13 protein-coding genes are annotated in these 16,220 nt (G+C 48.0%); all 13 read left to right on the top strand.

What is annotated here, in order from left to right:
- Window positions 1-26 precede the first annotated feature (26 nt).
- The 13 genes from ileS (at window position 27) to pyrE (ending at window position 16,218) form a co-directional block, all read left to right on the top strand.
- Window positions 27-2,795 (top strand): isoleucine--tRNA ligase, encoded by a 2,769-nt coding sequence (gene ileS, locus QYB97_RS03375; protein ID WP_301164524.1) that lies wholly within the window; start codon window positions 27-29, stop codon window positions 2,793-2,795.
- Window positions 2,796-2,961: 166 nt separating this feature from the next.
- Window positions 2,962-3,444 carry a signal peptidase II gene (gene lspA, locus QYB97_RS03370; RefSeq protein WP_301164523.1) on the top strand — a complete coding sequence of 161 codons (483 nt, stop codon included), beginning with the start codon at window positions 2,962-2,964 and terminating at the stop codon, window positions 3,442-3,444.
- A complete protein-coding gene (locus QYB97_RS03365) occupies window positions 3,425-4,342 on the top strand; it encodes an RluA family pseudouridine synthase (RefSeq protein ID WP_301164522.1) in 918 nt (305 codons plus the stop codon). The genes lspA and QYB97_RS03365 overlap by 20 nt, the downstream gene beginning before the upstream one ends.
- A 200-nt stretch (window positions 4,343-4,542) precedes the next feature.
- Entirely contained in the window at window positions 4,543-5,079 is a 537-nt protein-coding gene (pyrR, locus tag QYB97_RS03360) for a bifunctional pyr operon transcriptional regulator/uracil phosphoribosyltransferase PyrR (protein WP_301164521.1), read from the top strand.
- A gap of 121 nt (window positions 5,080-5,200) precedes the next feature.
- Complete coding sequence (locus QYB97_RS03355) at window positions 5,201-6,556, top strand: solute carrier family 23 protein (protein WP_301164520.1); 1,356 nt, start codon at window positions 5,201-5,203, stop codon at window positions 6,554-6,556.
- Between the two features lie 146 nt (window positions 6,557-6,702).
- Window positions 6,703-7,629, top strand: coding sequence for an aspartate carbamoyltransferase catalytic subunit (locus tag QYB97_RS03350; protein WP_301164519.1), 927 nt, complete (start codon window positions 6,703-6,705; stop codon window positions 7,627-7,629).
- On the top strand, window positions 7,604-8,890 hold the full coding sequence (locus QYB97_RS03345) for a dihydroorotase (protein WP_301164518.1): 1,287 nt from the start codon (window positions 7,604-7,606) through the stop codon (window positions 8,888-8,890). The genes QYB97_RS03350 and QYB97_RS03345 overlap by 26 nt, the downstream gene beginning before the upstream one ends.
- Window positions 8,887-9,990 carry a carbamoyl phosphate synthase small subunit gene (locus QYB97_RS03340; protein ID WP_301164517.1) on the top strand — a complete coding sequence of 368 codons (1,104 nt, stop codon included), beginning with the start codon at window positions 8,887-8,889 and terminating at the stop codon, window positions 9,988-9,990. Before QYB97_RS03345 ends, QYB97_RS03340 begins: the two co-directional genes overlap by 4 nt.
- The gene (carB, locus tag QYB97_RS03335) at window positions 9,975-13,178 is read left to right on the top strand and encodes a carbamoyl-phosphate synthase large subunit (RefSeq protein ID WP_301164516.1); all 3,204 of its coding nucleotides are present in this window, start codon (window positions 9,975-9,977) and stop codon (window positions 13,176-13,178) included. The genes QYB97_RS03340 and carB overlap by 16 nt, the downstream gene beginning before the upstream one ends.
- Window positions 13,175-13,948, top strand: a complete 774-nt coding sequence (locus tag QYB97_RS03330; protein WP_301164515.1) for a dihydroorotate dehydrogenase electron transfer subunit — start codon at window positions 13,175-13,177, stop codon at window positions 13,946-13,948. Before carB ends, QYB97_RS03330 begins: the two co-directional genes overlap by 4 nt.
- The gene (locus QYB97_RS03325; RefSeq protein WP_301164514.1) at window positions 13,945-14,883 is read left to right on the top strand and encodes a dihydroorotate dehydrogenase; all 939 of its coding nucleotides are present in this window, start codon (window positions 13,945-13,947) and stop codon (window positions 14,881-14,883) included. The genes QYB97_RS03330 and QYB97_RS03325 overlap by 4 nt, the downstream gene beginning before the upstream one ends.
- On the top strand, window positions 14,856-15,608 hold the full coding sequence (gene pyrF / locus QYB97_RS03320; protein ID WP_301164513.1) for an orotidine-5'-phosphate decarboxylase: 753 nt from the start codon (window positions 14,856-14,858) through the stop codon (window positions 15,606-15,608). The genes QYB97_RS03325 and pyrF overlap by 28 nt, the downstream gene beginning before the upstream one ends.
- Window positions 15,589-16,218 carry an orotate phosphoribosyltransferase gene (gene pyrE, locus QYB97_RS03315; RefSeq protein WP_301164512.1) on the top strand — a complete coding sequence of 210 codons (630 nt, stop codon included), beginning with the start codon at window positions 15,589-15,591 and terminating at the stop codon, window positions 16,216-16,218. The genes pyrF and pyrE overlap by 20 nt, the downstream gene beginning before the upstream one ends.
- Window positions 16,219-16,220 lie beyond the last annotated feature (2 nt).

Genomic DNA, 16,220 nt, shown 5'->3' with positions numbered 1-16,220 from the left:
TTTTCTATTGATACAGGAGGATGACAATGAATTACAAAGACACGTTATTAATGCCAAAAACGGAATTCCCGATGCGGGGAAACCTTCCTCAGAGGGAGCCGCAGGTGCAGGAGAAATGGGAAGAACTGAAGATCTACCAAAAGGTTCAGGAACATACAAAAGGGCGTCCTTCGTTTATTCTTCATGACGGACCTCCATACGCCAATGGCGATATCCACGTTGGCCATGCAGAAAATAAAATTCTGAAAGATATCATTGTCCGTTACAAATCAATGAACGGGTTTAATGCACCTTATGTTCCGGGCTGGGATACGCACGGACTTCCGATTGAAACGGCTTTAACCAAAAGCGGTAAAGTAAAAAGAAAGGAAATGTCTGTGGCAGAGTTCCGCAAAAAGTGTGAGGAGTATGCACTGACACAAGTGGACCGCCAGCGCGGGCAGTTTAAACGTCTTGGTGTACGCGGTGACTGGGAAAACCCTTATATCACATTAAATAAATCGTATGAAGCCCGTCAAATTGAGGTCTTTGGCGAGATGGTGAAAAGAGGATTTATCTATAAAGGCTTAAAACCTGTGTACTGGTCACCATCCTCAGAGTCTGCTTTGGCTGAGGCTGAAATCGAATATCACGACAAACGGTCAGCCTCCATTTATGTGGCGTTTCCGGTAAAGGACGGAAAAGGCGTGCTGGATCAGGATGTAAGCATCGTGATCTGGACCACAACGCCGTGGACCATTCCTGCAAACCTTGGGATTTCTGTTCACCCTGACTTGGATTATGTCGTTGTAGAGGCAAAAGGAAGAAAGCTGCTTGTCGCACAGGCGCTATTGGAACAGCTGCAAAAAGAATTGGAGTGGTACGAGGTTTCTGTTCTTCAAACAGTAAAAGGTAAAGACCTTGAATATGTGGTGGCAAAGCATCCGTTCTATGACCGTGATTCCCTGGTAATGTGCGGGGAGCATGTTACAACAGATGCGGGTACTGGAGCTGTTCATACGGCACCAGGACACGGGGAGGATGACTTCCTTGTCGGAAAACGCTACAACCTGGACGTTCTTTGTCCTGTGGATGACCGTGGAGTGATGACAAAAGAAGCACCTGGTTTTGAAGGATTGTTTTATGATGAAGCGAACAAAAACATCACCCAGAAGCTTGAAGAAGCAGGAGCGCTGCTGAAATTATCGTTCATCACCCACTCCTATCCGCATGACTGGAGAACAAAGAAGCCGGTTATTTACCGTGCAACTGCTCAATGGTTTGCTTCCATTAAAGGAATGCGCGAAGACATGCTGAATGCGGTAAAAGAAGTAAACTGGATTCCTAACTGGGGAGAAACAAGACTGTTCAATATGATCAAAGACCGTGAAGACTGGTGTATCTCCAGACAGCGGGCGTGGGGAGTTCCGATTCCTGTATTCTACGGTGAAGACGGAGAACCAATCATGACAGAAGAAACCATTAATCATGTGGTTGGCCTGTTCCGGGAGCATGGCTCCAATGTATGGTTTGAGCGGGACGCAACAGATCTGCTTCCTGAAGGCTTTACGTCTCCACACAGCCCGAACGGCCGATTTACAAAAGAAACGGATATTATGGATGTATGGTTTGATTCTGGTTCGTCTCATTGGAGTGTACTTGAGGAACGCAGCGATCTCACTCGTCCAGCTGACCTTTACCTCGAAGGATCTGACCAATACCGCGGATGGTTTAACTCGTCCCTTTCGACTTCAGTGGCGATTACGGGCAAAGCACCTTATAAATCCGTATTGAGCCATGGATTTGTACTCGATGGTGAAGGGCGCAAAATGAGTAAGTCCATCGGTAATACGATGGATCCGATTAAAGTAATGAACCAGCTGGGCGCGGATATTCTCCGCCTTTGGGTTTCTTCCGTTGATTACCAGGCAGACGTAAGGGTTTCTGATGAAATTCTGAAGCAAGTGGCCGAAGTTTACAGAAAAATCCGCAATACCCTGCGTTTCTTGCTTGGAAACCTTAATGGGTTTGATCCAAAAACCAATGCGGTGCCATTTGAAGAGCTTGGACAAATTGACCAGTATATGCTTGTGAAGCTGAACAGACTGATCGACCGTGTGCAAAAATCATACGATGATTATCAATTTCTGGCTGTATACAATGCGATCCATAACTTCTGTACGATTGATCTTTCATCATTCTATCTGGATATCGCAAAGGATACGCTGTACATCCAGGCAGAAGATGATATCAAGCGCAGAAGCATTCAAACTGTCCTGTATGAAGCGCTGGTGGCCATCACGAAGCTTACAGCACCAATTCTTGCTCACACAGCAGACGAAGTGTGGCCGTACATTCCGGGAGTAACAGAAGAAAGCGTACAATTAACAAGCATGCCGGAATCTGTTTCTTACCCAGGGGAAGAAGATCTCATCAAAGAGTGGGATCGGTTCATGGAACTTCGGGATGAAGTGCTGAAAGCCCTTGAAGCAGCCCGTAATGAAAAAGTCATCGGGAAATCGCTGACTGCTTCAATTACCCTTTATCCATCAGCGGACGTTAAGCCATGGCTTGAGAGCGTTGAAGATCTGAATAAATTATTCATCGTGTCAGAAGCCCGTATTGGCGGCACAAAGGACGAAGCACCGCAAGACGCTGTTAAGTATGATAAGCTTGCTGTTTCCGTTAAGCCCGCTGAAGGCGAAACGTGCGAACGCTGCTGGGTCGTATCTCCAGAGGTTGGTGCAAATGAAAAGTACCCTACGCTTTGCCCGTCTTGTGCAGAGACTGTAGAGAACCATTACGATAAAGAATAGTTCATGAAAAAAGCCCCTTGCTGCCGCCTGAGTTTCACGGCCGTAAAGGGGCTTTTTTATTTTCATCCCTGATCGAAGACCGCAGATTTTTGTTCTTTACATTGTGCGGAGCCTTCTGCATGTGCTAAAATTTGAAAGAACATACTAAGGAATCGGGGGAAATCAAGTGTTCTATTATATACTGGCCCTTTTCGTACTTGGCCTGGATCAGGTTACCAAATGGATGATCGTGAAAAACATGCACTATGGAGAAAGCATCACTGTGATTGAAAATGTTTTTTACATTACCTCCCACCGGAACAGAGGGGCAGCCTTCGGTATTCTGCAAAATCAAATGTGGTTTTTTATTATCATTACCATTGCCGTGATTTTTGCAGTGATCTACTACATGCAAAAACACGCCAAACATCAGCCGCTCTTGCGTCTCGCTTTGGGACTGGTCCTTGGAGGAGCTACAGGCAATTTCCTGGACCGCATCATCCGCAAGGAAGTGGTGGATTTTCTGGATGTTAAAATAGGCAGCTATAACTATCCGATATTTAATGTAGCAGATTCCGCCCTCGTCATCGGGGTGATCCTGATATTTATTCAAACCCTCATGGAAAGCAAGAGTAAAAAGGAGAACATGAATGGAGCACATAGAAGTTAACATTGAAGAAGAGCAACAATCAGAACGTATTGATAAAGTGATTGCATCCGTCGACCCGGGATGGTCCCGTTCACAGGTTCAGAACTGGGTAAAAGATGGAAATATAACTGTCAACGGAAAGCAAATCAAAACCAATTACAAGGTCAGCGCAGGAGATGTGGTTTCAATTACAGTTCCTGATCCAACTCCACTTGACGTGATACCGGAAGAAATGGACCTTGATATTGTATATGAGGACCATGACGTTCTCGTCGTGAACAAACCGAGAGGAATGGTTGTCCATCCGGCCTCAGGAAACTATACAGGGACACTTGTAAATGGACTTATGGCACACTGCAAGGACCTCTCGGGCATTAACGGGGTACTGCGCCCCGGAATTGTTCACCGTATTGATAAGGACACAACAGGGCTCCTGATGGTCGCGAAAAATGATATGGCCCATGAGTCACTCGTAAACCAGCTGAAAGCAAAAACAACTAAAAGAAAGTACAAGGCCATTGTACATGGTGTTATGCCGCATGATCGGGGAACCATTGATGCGCCGATCGGCCGCGATAAAAGCGACCGCCAAAAAATGACCGTCACGGATGAAAACAGCAGAGATGCTGTCACACATTTTAACGTATTGGAACGGTTTGACGGATATACTCTTGTTGAGTGTCAGCTTGAAACGGGAAGAACCCATCAAATCCGGGTCCACATGAAATACATTGGTTTCCCGTTGGCAGGCGATCCAAAGTACGGACCGAAGAAAACACTGGATATTAACGGACAAGCTCTGCATGCCGGGGTACTCGGGTTTCAGCATCCGAGAAGAGACACCTATATGGAATTTGAAGCACCGCTTCCACAAGACATGGAAGACCTGCTCGACAAGCTTCGACGAAAAATGGGTTGACAGGATAAAGCGGTTCTGCAATAATATAAACAAATGAATGATCCTTTAACGACAGTCCCGTGAGGCTGAGAAGGAAAACGGAATTAGGCTATTGGCCTAACTATGTCCTCTCGTCTATACGGCGAGAGGACTTTTTTGTGTAAACAAAAGGACATTCGCGCAAGATAAGCCATAACCAGCTAAAGAAAGGTGATCCAAACATGCAAAAAGCGGTCATTATGGATGATCAGGCCATCCGCCGGGCGTTGACAAGAATTGCCCATGAGATCATCGAGCGGAATAAAGGAATTGATGATGTCGTATTGGTCGGAATTAAAACACGTGGAGAGTTTTTGGCCAAGCGGCTGGCAGAACGTATCGAAAATATTGAAGGCAGAGCCGTCAAGGTGGGGGACATAGATATCACGCTGTACCGCGATGACCTGAAAGTAAAGACGGAAAACCTCGAGCCCGAACTAAAAGGAACTGACATCCCTGATATAACCAACCAGAAAGTCATCCTGGTGGACGATGTGCTGTTTACAGGCAGAACGGTGAGAGCAGCGATGGATGCTGTTATGGATCTTGGCAGACCAGGTTCCATCCAGCTTGCAGTACTTATCGACAGAGGACACAGAGAGCTGCCGATCCGGGCAGATTTTGTCGGAAAGAACGTTCCGACGTCCAATACAGAAATTATTACCGCTTCACTGGCGGAAGTGGATGGCTCAGACGAAGTATCCATCCACGAAAAATAAATCAGTCACATCCCTTTAAAAACGAGTCCAGAGAGACCAGCAAGGGAGGCTGGATACACAGGTTGTTTTCTATACCTGTGTCTTCAACCCACCTCCTTATCTGGCATAGGAGGTATTTTTTATGCAGAAAAACAGAACTAACCAACAAGAGAACCAAGAAAAAAACAATCAGACAGCGGTGCTTGATGTCCGGGAGGTTCCGAAGCTTCATCAATGGCTGACGCTGAGCCTGCAGCACCTGTTCGCCATGTTCGGGGCAACCGTGCTCGTTCCTTTCCTTGTAAAGCTTGATCCGGGTGTCGCGCTTGTATCGAGCGGACTGGCGACACTGGCCTACCTACTCGTGACCAAAGGGCAAATACCGGCGTACCTCGGATCATCCTTTGCCTTTATCTCCCCGATTATCGCGGTAAAGGCACTCGGTGGACCTGAAGCTGCGATGATGGGCAGTTTTCTGGCAGGGCTGGTTTACGGTGCAGTTGCACTGATCATAAAAACAAGCGGATTGAAATGGCTGATGAAGATTATGCCGCCAGTCGTCGTGGGTCCCGTAATCATTGTCATCGGGCTTGGCCTCGCCAACACTGCGGTGGGGATGGCCATGAACGATCCGGCGACCAAAGCCTACAGCCTTTCACACTTTACCGTCGCTTTGTTTACTCTGGCAGTGACAATCATCTGTTCCATGTATTTTAAAGGGATTTTAGGAATTATACCAATCCTCATCGGCATCATATCCGGGTACTTGTTTGCCCTGTCCAGAGGCATGGTGGACCTTTCCGGTGTCAAAGCCGCAAGCTGGGTTGATGCACCAGACTTTATGTTCCCATTTGTCTCTTACACACCGCATTTTACATGGTCCATCGCGCTCATCATGATGCCGGTGGCTACGGTGACGATTGCCGAGCATATCGGCCATCAGCTGGTCCTGAGCAAGGTGGTAGGCCGAAACTTCCTTGAGAAGCCGGGCTTGCACCGTTCCATCCTGGGAGACGGGATCGGTGTCATGATCGGCTCCCTCATCGGGGGCCCGCCGGTTACAACCTACGGGGAAAATATTGGAGTGCTGGCCATTACCCGGGTATTCTCGGTATTTGTTATCGGCGGTGCGGCTGTCGCTGCCATCATCTTCGGCTTTTCCGGCAAGGTGACAGCGCTGATCAGCTCGGTGCCTTCCCCGGTAATGGGCGGGGTGTCCATCCTGCTGTTTGGGATCATCGCCTCCAGCGGTTTGAGAATGCTGATTGACAACCAGATTGATTTTGGAAACAAGCGTAACCTGATCATTGCTTCTGTCATCCTGGTAACCGGAATTGGCGGAGCTGTCCTGCAGTTCACAGAAACCCTTCAGCTTGCCGGTATGGCGCTTGCAACTATCATTGGAGTGTTCCTGAACCTTGTGCTGCCAGGCAGGGAAAACGACTCAGAACTTCTTAATAAAATGTTTGGCGTTTCAGATAATGATCCAGCTGCATAATGGTCACCTTTTAACTAAGTACGAGAGACTTGAAAGGGTGAATCCGGTGAGAAAGAGCATCTTTTGCTTCTTTCTGTCCGGCTGCACCCTGACACACACAAGTCAGGGTGTTTTTTTATAAAAAAATGAAGACTGGAGCTGATTTCATGAAGCATTTACTAACGATGAATGATCTTTCACTGATGGAAATTGAACAGATATTGCATGATGCCCACGGTTTTTCCAAGGGTGAAAAATGGAGACCGGCGGAAATGACCTTTGCAGCGAACTTGTTTTTTGAACCGAGCACAAGAACCCGGATGAGCTTTGAAGTCGCACAAAAGAAGCTGGGATTTGAAGTACTCAATTTGGACTGCGGTTTCTCCAGCACCCAAAAGGGCGAGACCCTGTATGACACGGTTCGGACAATGGAGGAAATAGGCGCTAAGGCTGCTGTTATCCGCCACAGCCAAGACAGGTACTTTGAGGAACTGGCTGGTAAAGTGAACATTCCGATCATTAATGCGGGGGACGGATGCGGCAACCATCCGACACAGTCTTTGCTGGATCTGCTTACCATTCAGCAGGAATTTATCGTTCTTCAGGGGCTGAAAGTGGTCATCGTCGGTGATATACGGCATAGCCGGGTGGCGAGGTCCAATGCTGAAATTCTTAACAGGCTTGGTGCAAAGGTCTATTTTTCAGGGCCTAGAGAGTGGTACGATGAGGAACTTGCAGAAGGCCACTACCTCTCGATGGATGAAGCTTGTGACATGGCCGATGTGCTGATGCTTCTCCGGATCCAGCATGAAAGGCACGACTGTAAAAGCGGAATGACAGCAAAGCAGTATCATGAGGCCTATGGTTTAACACCGGCACGTGAAAAAAGAATGAAAGATCAGGCAATCATCATGCATCCTGCACCTGTGAACCGGGGCGTCGAAATTGCAGACGAACTGGTGGAATGCGGGAAATCACGAATTTTCAAGCAGATGAACAATGGAGTTTATGTAAGAATGGCCGTTTTGAAATGGGCACTGGAAGCGAATTTAAAGGAGGAAACAGCAAATGGGTATCTTGTTAAAGGGTGGTAAGGTATTAACCGGCACGAATGAACAGAAGGATCTTGATATTTTGGTGGAGGGCACAACGATTGCAGAAGTGGGGACCTCCTTGCCGGAAGAAGGCCATACGGTCATCAATGCCGCCGGAAAACTCATTACTCCGGGACTCGTGGATCTACATATTCATTTACGTGAGCCTGGCGGTGAACAAAAGGAAACGATCGAGAGCGGGACAAAAGCAGCGGCAAGAGGCGGGTTTACAACCGTTGCTGCGATGCCTAACACAAAGCCGGTGCCTGATCATGTGGAACAGCTTCAATGGGTCAACGAACGGGTCAAAGAAACGGCGGATGTCCGTGTACTCCCATATGCTTCCATTACTGTAAGGCAGGCCGGGAAAGAGCTGACAGACTTTGAGGGCTTAAAAAATGCAGGAGCTTTCGCGTTTACTGATGATGGAGTCGGTGTACAGTCAGCAGACATGATGCTTCAGGCCATGCAGCTTGCCAGACAGAATGATGCGGTGATCGTCGCACACTGTGAGGAAAATACCCTCATCCATAAAGGATCGGTGCATGAAGGAGCCTTTTCAGAAAAGCAGGGGCTTAACGGGATTCCATCCATTTGTGAGTCGGTTCAGATCGCACGGGATGTGCTGCTCGCAGAAGCGGCCGGTGCAAGGTACCATGTCTGCCACGTCAGCACCAAAGAGTCCGTACGGGTGATAAAGGATGCAAAAGCAGCGGGTATTAAAGTGACAGCAGAAGTCACGCCCCATCATTTGCTGCTTTGTGATGAAGACATTCCGGGGCTGGATACCAATTACAAAATGAATCCTCCGCTCAGAAGCAAAGAGGACCGCCAGGCATTGATCGATGCTTACCGATCAGGTGTCATTGACTTTCTTGCAACCGATCATGCACCGCACACAAAAGAAGACAAAGCCCAGGGGATGGAACTTGCGCCATTCGGTATTGTAGGTCTTGAAACAGCATTTCCGCTTTTGTACACCCATCTGGTGCAAAAAGGAATTATAACCCTGCAGGAACTGGTGGACGGATTTACAAGTAAACCGGTTAAAGCATTTGAACTTCCTTTTGGGAAAATTGAAATTGGCGGACTTGCCGACCTGACCGTGATTGATCTCGAACATGAAGAAGAAATTAATCCCGACAGCTTCCTTTCAAAAGGAAAGAATACACCGTTTGCCGGTTGGAACTGCAAGGGCTGGCCGGTTCTGACAATGGTGGAAGGCAGCATTAAGTATGAGAAGGAGAGTGTTCACGCATGAAAAGAAACCTGGTTTTAGAAGACGGTACTGTATTTTCCGGGACAGGCTTTGGCAGCGAAGAAGAAAAAGGTGGAGAAGTTGTATTCAATACCGGAATGACAGGCTATCAGGAAATCTTGTCCGATCCTTCTTATTGCGGCCAAATCGTAACCCTGACGTATCCGCTGATTGGAAATTACGGCGTGAACCGGCAGGACTTTGAATCAATTTCCCCGGCTGTACATGGATTGATTGTTAATGAGGCGTGCTCACTGCCGAGTCACTATCAGTCACTGGGAACAATGGATGAATTGCTGAAAGCAAAAAATATTCCCGGACTGCAAGGGATTGATACAAGAAAGCTGACACGTCTCATCCGTAAACACGGAACTCTGAAAGGCAAGCTGGTTGCCGGAGATGCCGATATCAATGCTGTGGTGGAAGAATTAAAATCTTCACCGCTTCGCACCGATCAGGTGAAAACGGTATCCACAAAGACGCCCTACCACTTACCGAATACCGGCAAACGAGTTGTGGTTTTAGATTATGGAGCAAAAAGCGGCATTTTACGGGAACTGTCCCGCCGGAACTGCGATGTGGTTGTGGTGCCGCATAATACCACTGCATCAGAAATACTGTTATTAAATCCCGATGGCATCCTGTTAAGCAACGGACCTGGAGATCCAAAGGATGTTCCCGAAGCTCTTCCGATGATCAAAACGATTCTGGAGGAAAACATTCCGCTGTTTGGAATCTGCCTGGGACATCAGCTGTTTGCGCTGGCACACGGTGCGAATACAGAAAAGCTGAAGTTCGGGCACAGGGGGTCCAACCACCCGGTCAAGGATCTTGCAACCGGAAAAATAACAATGACAGCCCAGAACCATGGATATACCGTTCGAACGGAATCTCTTGCCGGTACAGAGCTTGAACTGACACATGTGGCTGTCAATGACGGAACGGCTGAAGGGCTGGGCCATAAAACAAAACCTGCGTTCTCTGTACAATACCATCCTGAAGCATCACCGGGACCAATGGATGCGAATCCGCTGTTTGAAAAGTTCATGAATATGATGGAAACTGCCAAGGAAAAGGGGAATCAACTATGCCTAAACGCTTAGACATTAAAAAAATACTAGTCATCGGATCAGGTCCGATTGTGATCGGACAAGCAGCAGAATTTGATTATGCCGGTACACAGGCGTGCCAGGCCCTGAAGGAAGAAGGCTATGAAGTGATTCTGGTCAACTCCAACCCCGCTACCATCATGACGGATACCACAATGGCTGATAAAGTGTTTATCGAACCGCTTACGGTACCGTTTGTCAGCAGGATCATCCGCCAGGAGCGCCCGGACGGACTTCTTGCCACGCTTGGCGGCCAGACAGGGCTTAACCTCGCCGTGGAATTATCTGAAAGCGGCATTCTTGAAGAATGCGGCGTTGAATTGCTGGGAACCACGCTGGCCAGCATTCAGCAGGCAGAGGATCGTGAACTTTTCAGAGGGCTGATGAATGAATTGAATGAACCGGTTCCGGAAAGTGAAATCATCCGTTCCCTGGAAGAAGCAAAAGCTTTTACAGCGGAAATCGGATATCCGGTAATCATTCGCCCTGCTTTCACTCTTGGTGGAACAGGCGGAGGAATTGCCAGCAATGAAGAAGAGCTGGATGAAATCGTTGCAAGCGGTCTGCATGCAAGTCCGGTTCACCAGGTGCTGCTGGAGAAAAGCATCGCCGGTTTTAAAGAAATAGAATATGAAGTAATGCGGGACAGCAATGACACTTCCATTGTAGTCTGTAATATGGAAAACATCGATCCGGTCGGTATTCATACCGGAGACTCGATTGTCGTGGCACCGAGCCAGACGCTGAGTGACAGAGATTATCAGCTTCTGAGAAATGCTTCCCTGAAAATCATCCGCGCGCTGAAGATTGAAGGAGGATGTAACGTTCAATTGGCGCTCGACCCGGACAGCAGCGACTATTACATCATTGAAGTCAACCCAAGGGTCAGCCGGTCATCTGCGCTTGCTTCCAAAGCAACCGGATATCCCATTGCAAAAATTGCAGCAAAAATTGCAGTAGGCTACACATTGGATGAAATCAAAAATCCGGTCACAGGTTCAACTTATGCAAGCTTCGAGCCCGCACTTGATTATATCGTAACCAAAATCCCGCGCTGGCCATTTGACAAGTTTGAAGGAGCCAACCGCAAGCTCGGCACCCAAATGAAAGCCACAGGTGAAGTAATGGCAATTGGACGAAATCTTGAGGAATCCCTCTTAAAAGCGGTACGTTCGCTCGAAACCAAATGTTATCACCTTGAGCTTGAACAACCAAAGCAGTCAAGAGAAGAGCTGATTCCGGCTTTGACAGATGCAGATGATGAAAGAATCTATCATGTCGCACAGGCGATAAGAATCGGAATGACCGTACAGGAAATCTGGGAACTGACTAAAATTGATCTGTTCTTCCTTGAGAAAATTAAAGGCATCATCGATCTCGAGCAAAATATGCGCAACAATGTAGGAGATCTGGAGCTGCTAAAAGCTGCGAAGGAAAAAGGTTTCAGCGATGTATGGCTGGCAAAAGCCTGGAACATGACCGAAAAAGAAATCTATACCCTTCGTACAAATGAGGGAATCCGTCCGGTTTATAAAATGGTGGACACCTGCGCTGCAGAGTTTGAATCGGAAACTCCGTACTACTATGGCACATATGCCGATGAAAATGAATCCAATCTTACGGAAAGGGAAAGCGTGCTTGTACTCGGCTCCGGCCCGATCCGCATCGGACAAGGGATCGAGTTCGACTATGCAACGGTGCATACGGTATGGGCAATAAAAGAAGCGGGCTATGAAGCCATTATCATAAATAACAACCCGGAAACCGTGTCTACCGACTTCAGCACGTCCGATAAACTATATTTCGAACCGCTGACAGTTGAAGACGTCATGCATGTGATAGACCAGGAAAAACCTAAAGGGGTCATAGTGCAATTTGGCGGGCAAACAGCCATCAATCTTGCAGAAGCTCTTCATGACCGCGGAGTGGCTATCTTAGGAACATCCCTTGACAGCATGGACCGTGCTGAAGACCGTGACCGGTTTGAACAGGCGATGCAGTCGCTCAACATCCCTCAGCCTGAAGGAGCCACTGCCTTCTCGGTGAAAGAAGCACAGGTGATTGCAGAACGGATCGGCTATCCGGTACTGGTTCGTCCTTCATATGTACTGGGCGGAAGAGCAATGGAGATTGTTTATAAAGAAAAAGAACTTCTTCAATACATGGAAAACGCGGTAAGGGTGAATCCGGAGCATCCGGTACTGATCGACCGATATCTTGAAGGCAAAGAAGTGGAAGTTGATGCGATTTCCGATGGAAAAGATGTGTTTATCCCGGGCATCATGGAGCACATTGAGCGTGCAGGCGTTCATTCTGGCGACTCGATTGCGGTTTATCCGCCACAGCGCCTGACACCGGAGCAGAAAGAAAAGATCATTGACCGCACCATTTCAATGGCAAAAGGACTGGGGATTATCGGACTGCTAAACATTCAGTTTGTCCTGCACAAAGATGAAGTGTACGTTTTGGAAGTTAACCCGCGCTCCAGCCGGACAGTGCCTTTCTTAAGCAAAATTACAGGAATTCCAATGGCCAATCTTGCCACTAAAGTGATCCTCGGAACTCCTCTGAGTGACATGGGCTACTCTACCGGATATGCCCCGGAAAAAGAAGAAGTGTTCGTCAAAGTACCGGTCTTCTCCTTCGCGAAACTGCGCAGAGTAGATACCTACCTAAGCCCTGAAATGAAATCAACGGGAGAGGTAATGGGAAGAGATACGACACTGCAAAAGGCGCTTTACAAAGGTCTTGTGGCGTCAGGAATGAAAATTCCAACATACGGAACGGTGTTGTTTACGGTTGCTGACAAAGACAAACCGGAGGCGCTGCGCCTTATGAAGCGGTTTTATGAGATCGGCTATACAATTATGGCCACAGAAGGTACGGCCAACTATCTGAAGGAACAGCAAATTCCGGTCACAGTCGTCCATAAGATCGGAAGCAAGGAACGCAATCTGCTCGATGTCATCAGGCAGGGAGAAGCACAATTTGTAGTAAACACATTAACTAAAGGAAAAGTACCGGCGCGCGACGGCTTCCGCATCCGAAGGGAGTCCTCTGAAAACGGAGTTGTTTGCCTGACAAGCCTGGACACTGCAGAAGCACTGCTTGGAGTGCTGGAGTCTCTTACCTTTACAGCAAGACAAATGCCGGCTTTTGAAAAGGATCGTGCTCTTGTATGAAAAAAGAATTCGTTCGGGTGATTTCTCAAAAAGAAATCGCACATCAAATTTTTGAACTGAAAGTGCAGGGAGAAGTCGTTGCCGAAATGACCTCTCCCGGCCAATTTGTCCACCTGCGGGTCAGTGACAGTTTTCAGCCGCTCTTAAGACGGCCAATCTCCATCTGTGATGTTGATCTGTCAAACAGAACTTTAACCATGCTGTACCGAAAAGAAGGAACAGGGACAGCGCTGCTCAGCCAAAAAAAAGAGGGAGAAACGGTTGATCTTCTCGGACCGCTCGGAAACGGTTTTCCTCTTGATGCAATAACTGCCGGACAAACTGCACTCCTTGTCGGGGGAGGAATTGGTGTGCCTCCACTGTATTATCTGGCTAAAGAGCTTACGAAACGCGGAATAAACATCACAGCGGTACTGGGATTTCAGTCAGAGCGAGACGCGTTCTATAAAGAAAAGTTCGCAGAGCTGGGTGAGGTTTTCATTTCCACTGTTGATGGATCACTAGGAACCAAAGGGTTTGTCACTGATGTACTGAACAATGAGGATATTAACTATGATCTGCTCTATTCGTGCGGGCCGACGGTCATGCTTAAGGCACTCGAAGCGCAGGTTCCAGATGCTGACGGTTTCTTTTCTCTTGAAGAACGAATGGGCTGTGGAATCGGGGCATGTTTTGCCTGTGTCTGCCATATAAACGGGGGAGAACCCTCTGACTATGTGAAAATTTGCAGCAATGGACCTGTATTTCCGATCGGGAGGGTGGCGCTATGAACAAACTGTCTGTTAGTTTACCAGGACTGGAGATGAAAAATCCGATCATGCCCGCATCCGGCTGTTTCGGTTTTGGAAAGGAATATGCCGGATTTTATGACCTCTCCGTGCTTGGGGCGGCAGCCATTAAAGCGGCAACACGGGAACCAAGGTTTGGCAATCCCACTCCAAGAGTAGCAGAAACCCATAGCGGGATGCTTAACGCCATCGGTCTTCAGAATCCGGGTGTGGACAAGATCATGGAAAACGAACTGCCTTTTTTCCAATCGTATGACCTGCCGATCGTTGCCAATATTGCGGGTTCAACGGTAGAAGATTATTGTGAAGTCGCACGCAAGATATCTAAGCATCCCCAGGTCTCTGCCCTGGAGCTGAACATCTCCTGTCCGAATGTGAAAGAAGGGGGAATACAGTTTGGAACAGATGCGGCGACAGCAGCGGCGCTCACAAAGAAAGTAAAGGCTGTTTCATCCAAGCCCGTCTATGTAAAGCTGTCACCAAACGTTTCAAACATTGCGGAGATGGCACTTGCGGTAGAAGAGGCAGGCGCAGACGGTTTGTCAATGATCAATACATTGCTCGGCATGAGGCTTGACCTGAAAACACGCAAGCCAGTGCTGGCCAATAAAACCGGCGGTCTGTCCGGCCCTGCTATTAAACCGGTAGCCATCCGCATGATTCATGAGGTCAGCCAGGCTGTGTCCATTCCGATCATCGGCATGGGCGGCGTGAGTTCGGCGGAAGATGTGATCGAGTTTATGCTTGCAGGCGCATCTGCAGTTGCCATCGGGACGGCAAACTTTGTTGATCCTTACGTTTGTCCGGAAATCATTTCTCAATTGCCGGAGCTATTGGAAAAAATGAATGTTAACCATATTACTGAACTTATTGGAGGGAGCTGGAAGGAATGCGGAATCCCGTCATTATCGCGCTAGACTTCCCCGGCAAAAAAGAAGTCGAAGCGTTTATTGATCCTTTTTTGGAGAAAAAGGTTGATCCTTTTTTGGAAGAACAACAAATTTGGGTGAAAGTTGGAATGGAACTTTTCTATCAGGAAGGCCCGCAGTTTCTTTCTTTTTTAAAAGACAAAGGGTTCCGTATTTTCCTTGATCTTAAGCTGCATGACATCCCGACCACCGTTCAAAAAGCGATGAACCGGATTGCCGGGCTTGGCGTGGATATGGTTAATGTCCACGCGGCGGGAGGCACCGAAATGATGAAACGGGCCATTGAGGGACTGCAGTCGGGGAGCCATGGTACGAGACGGCCATTGTGCATTGCGGTCACCCAGCTGACCAGCACATCGCCGGAAATGCTGCAGAACGAGCTCTGGATTAAAGAGCCCATGGAATCCACCGTAAGCCATTATGCCAGGCTGGCTAAAGAAAGCGGACTTGACGGAGTCGTCTGTTCCCCTCTGGAAGTTCCTCATATGAAAGCCGTCTGCGGTGAAGACTTTTTGGCGGTTACACCGGGAATCAGGCTCTCTGGCGACAGCAAAAATGATCAGATCAGAACAGCGGATCCTGCGGGAGCGAAAAAGCTGGGATCCGATTTCATTGTGGTCGGAAGAAGCATTACCCGGTCGGCCAATCCGATAGAAACCTACTTGTCGATACAAAAAGAATGGGGGATTTTTCATGAAACAACAAATTGCTAAGGACCTGCTATCCATTAAAGCAGTCACACTATCTGTCGAAGAGCCGTATACCTGGTCATCAGGACTCCGGTCTCCCATTTATTGCGATAACCGTTTAACCCTTTCCTATCCGGAAGTACGCAATCATATTGCAGAAGGATTGAAACAAATGGTTCTTGAACACTTTCCGGAGGCGGAAATGATCTCGGGAACCGCAACTGCCGGCATCCCGCATGCGGCTTTGCTTGCGGACCGTCTGAACCTTCCGATGAGCTATGTAAGAAGCAGTGCAAAATCTCACGGTAAAGGCAAGCAAATTGAAGGAAAAGCAGAGTCAGGAATGAATGTGGTGGTTGTGGAAGATTTAATTTCCACCGGCGGAAGCGTCATTACAGCCGTAAATGCGCTGAGGGAAGCAGGCTGTAACGTGCTGGGAGTGGTCGCAGTGTTCTCCTATGAACTATCAAAAGGTGCTTCCAACCTGAACGAACATGAAATAAAGGTGCAAACTCTGACCGATTTTAGTACATTAATAGAAACAGCCTCACAAGAAGGCTATATTACTAAAGATAACCTGACGCATCTGCTGCAGTGGAAGGAAGATCCGGAAAACTGGCTGCAGAAGGCGTAGCG

This window comes from Fictibacillus fluitans (assembly GCF_030418125.1).
GTDB classification, from domain to species: domain Bacteria; phylum Bacillota; class Bacilli; order Bacillales; family Fictibacillaceae; genus Fictibacillus_C; species Fictibacillus_C fluitans.
Note: the sequence above shows the minus strand (reverse complement) of the source record. Positions and strands in the feature narration are given on the sequence as shown.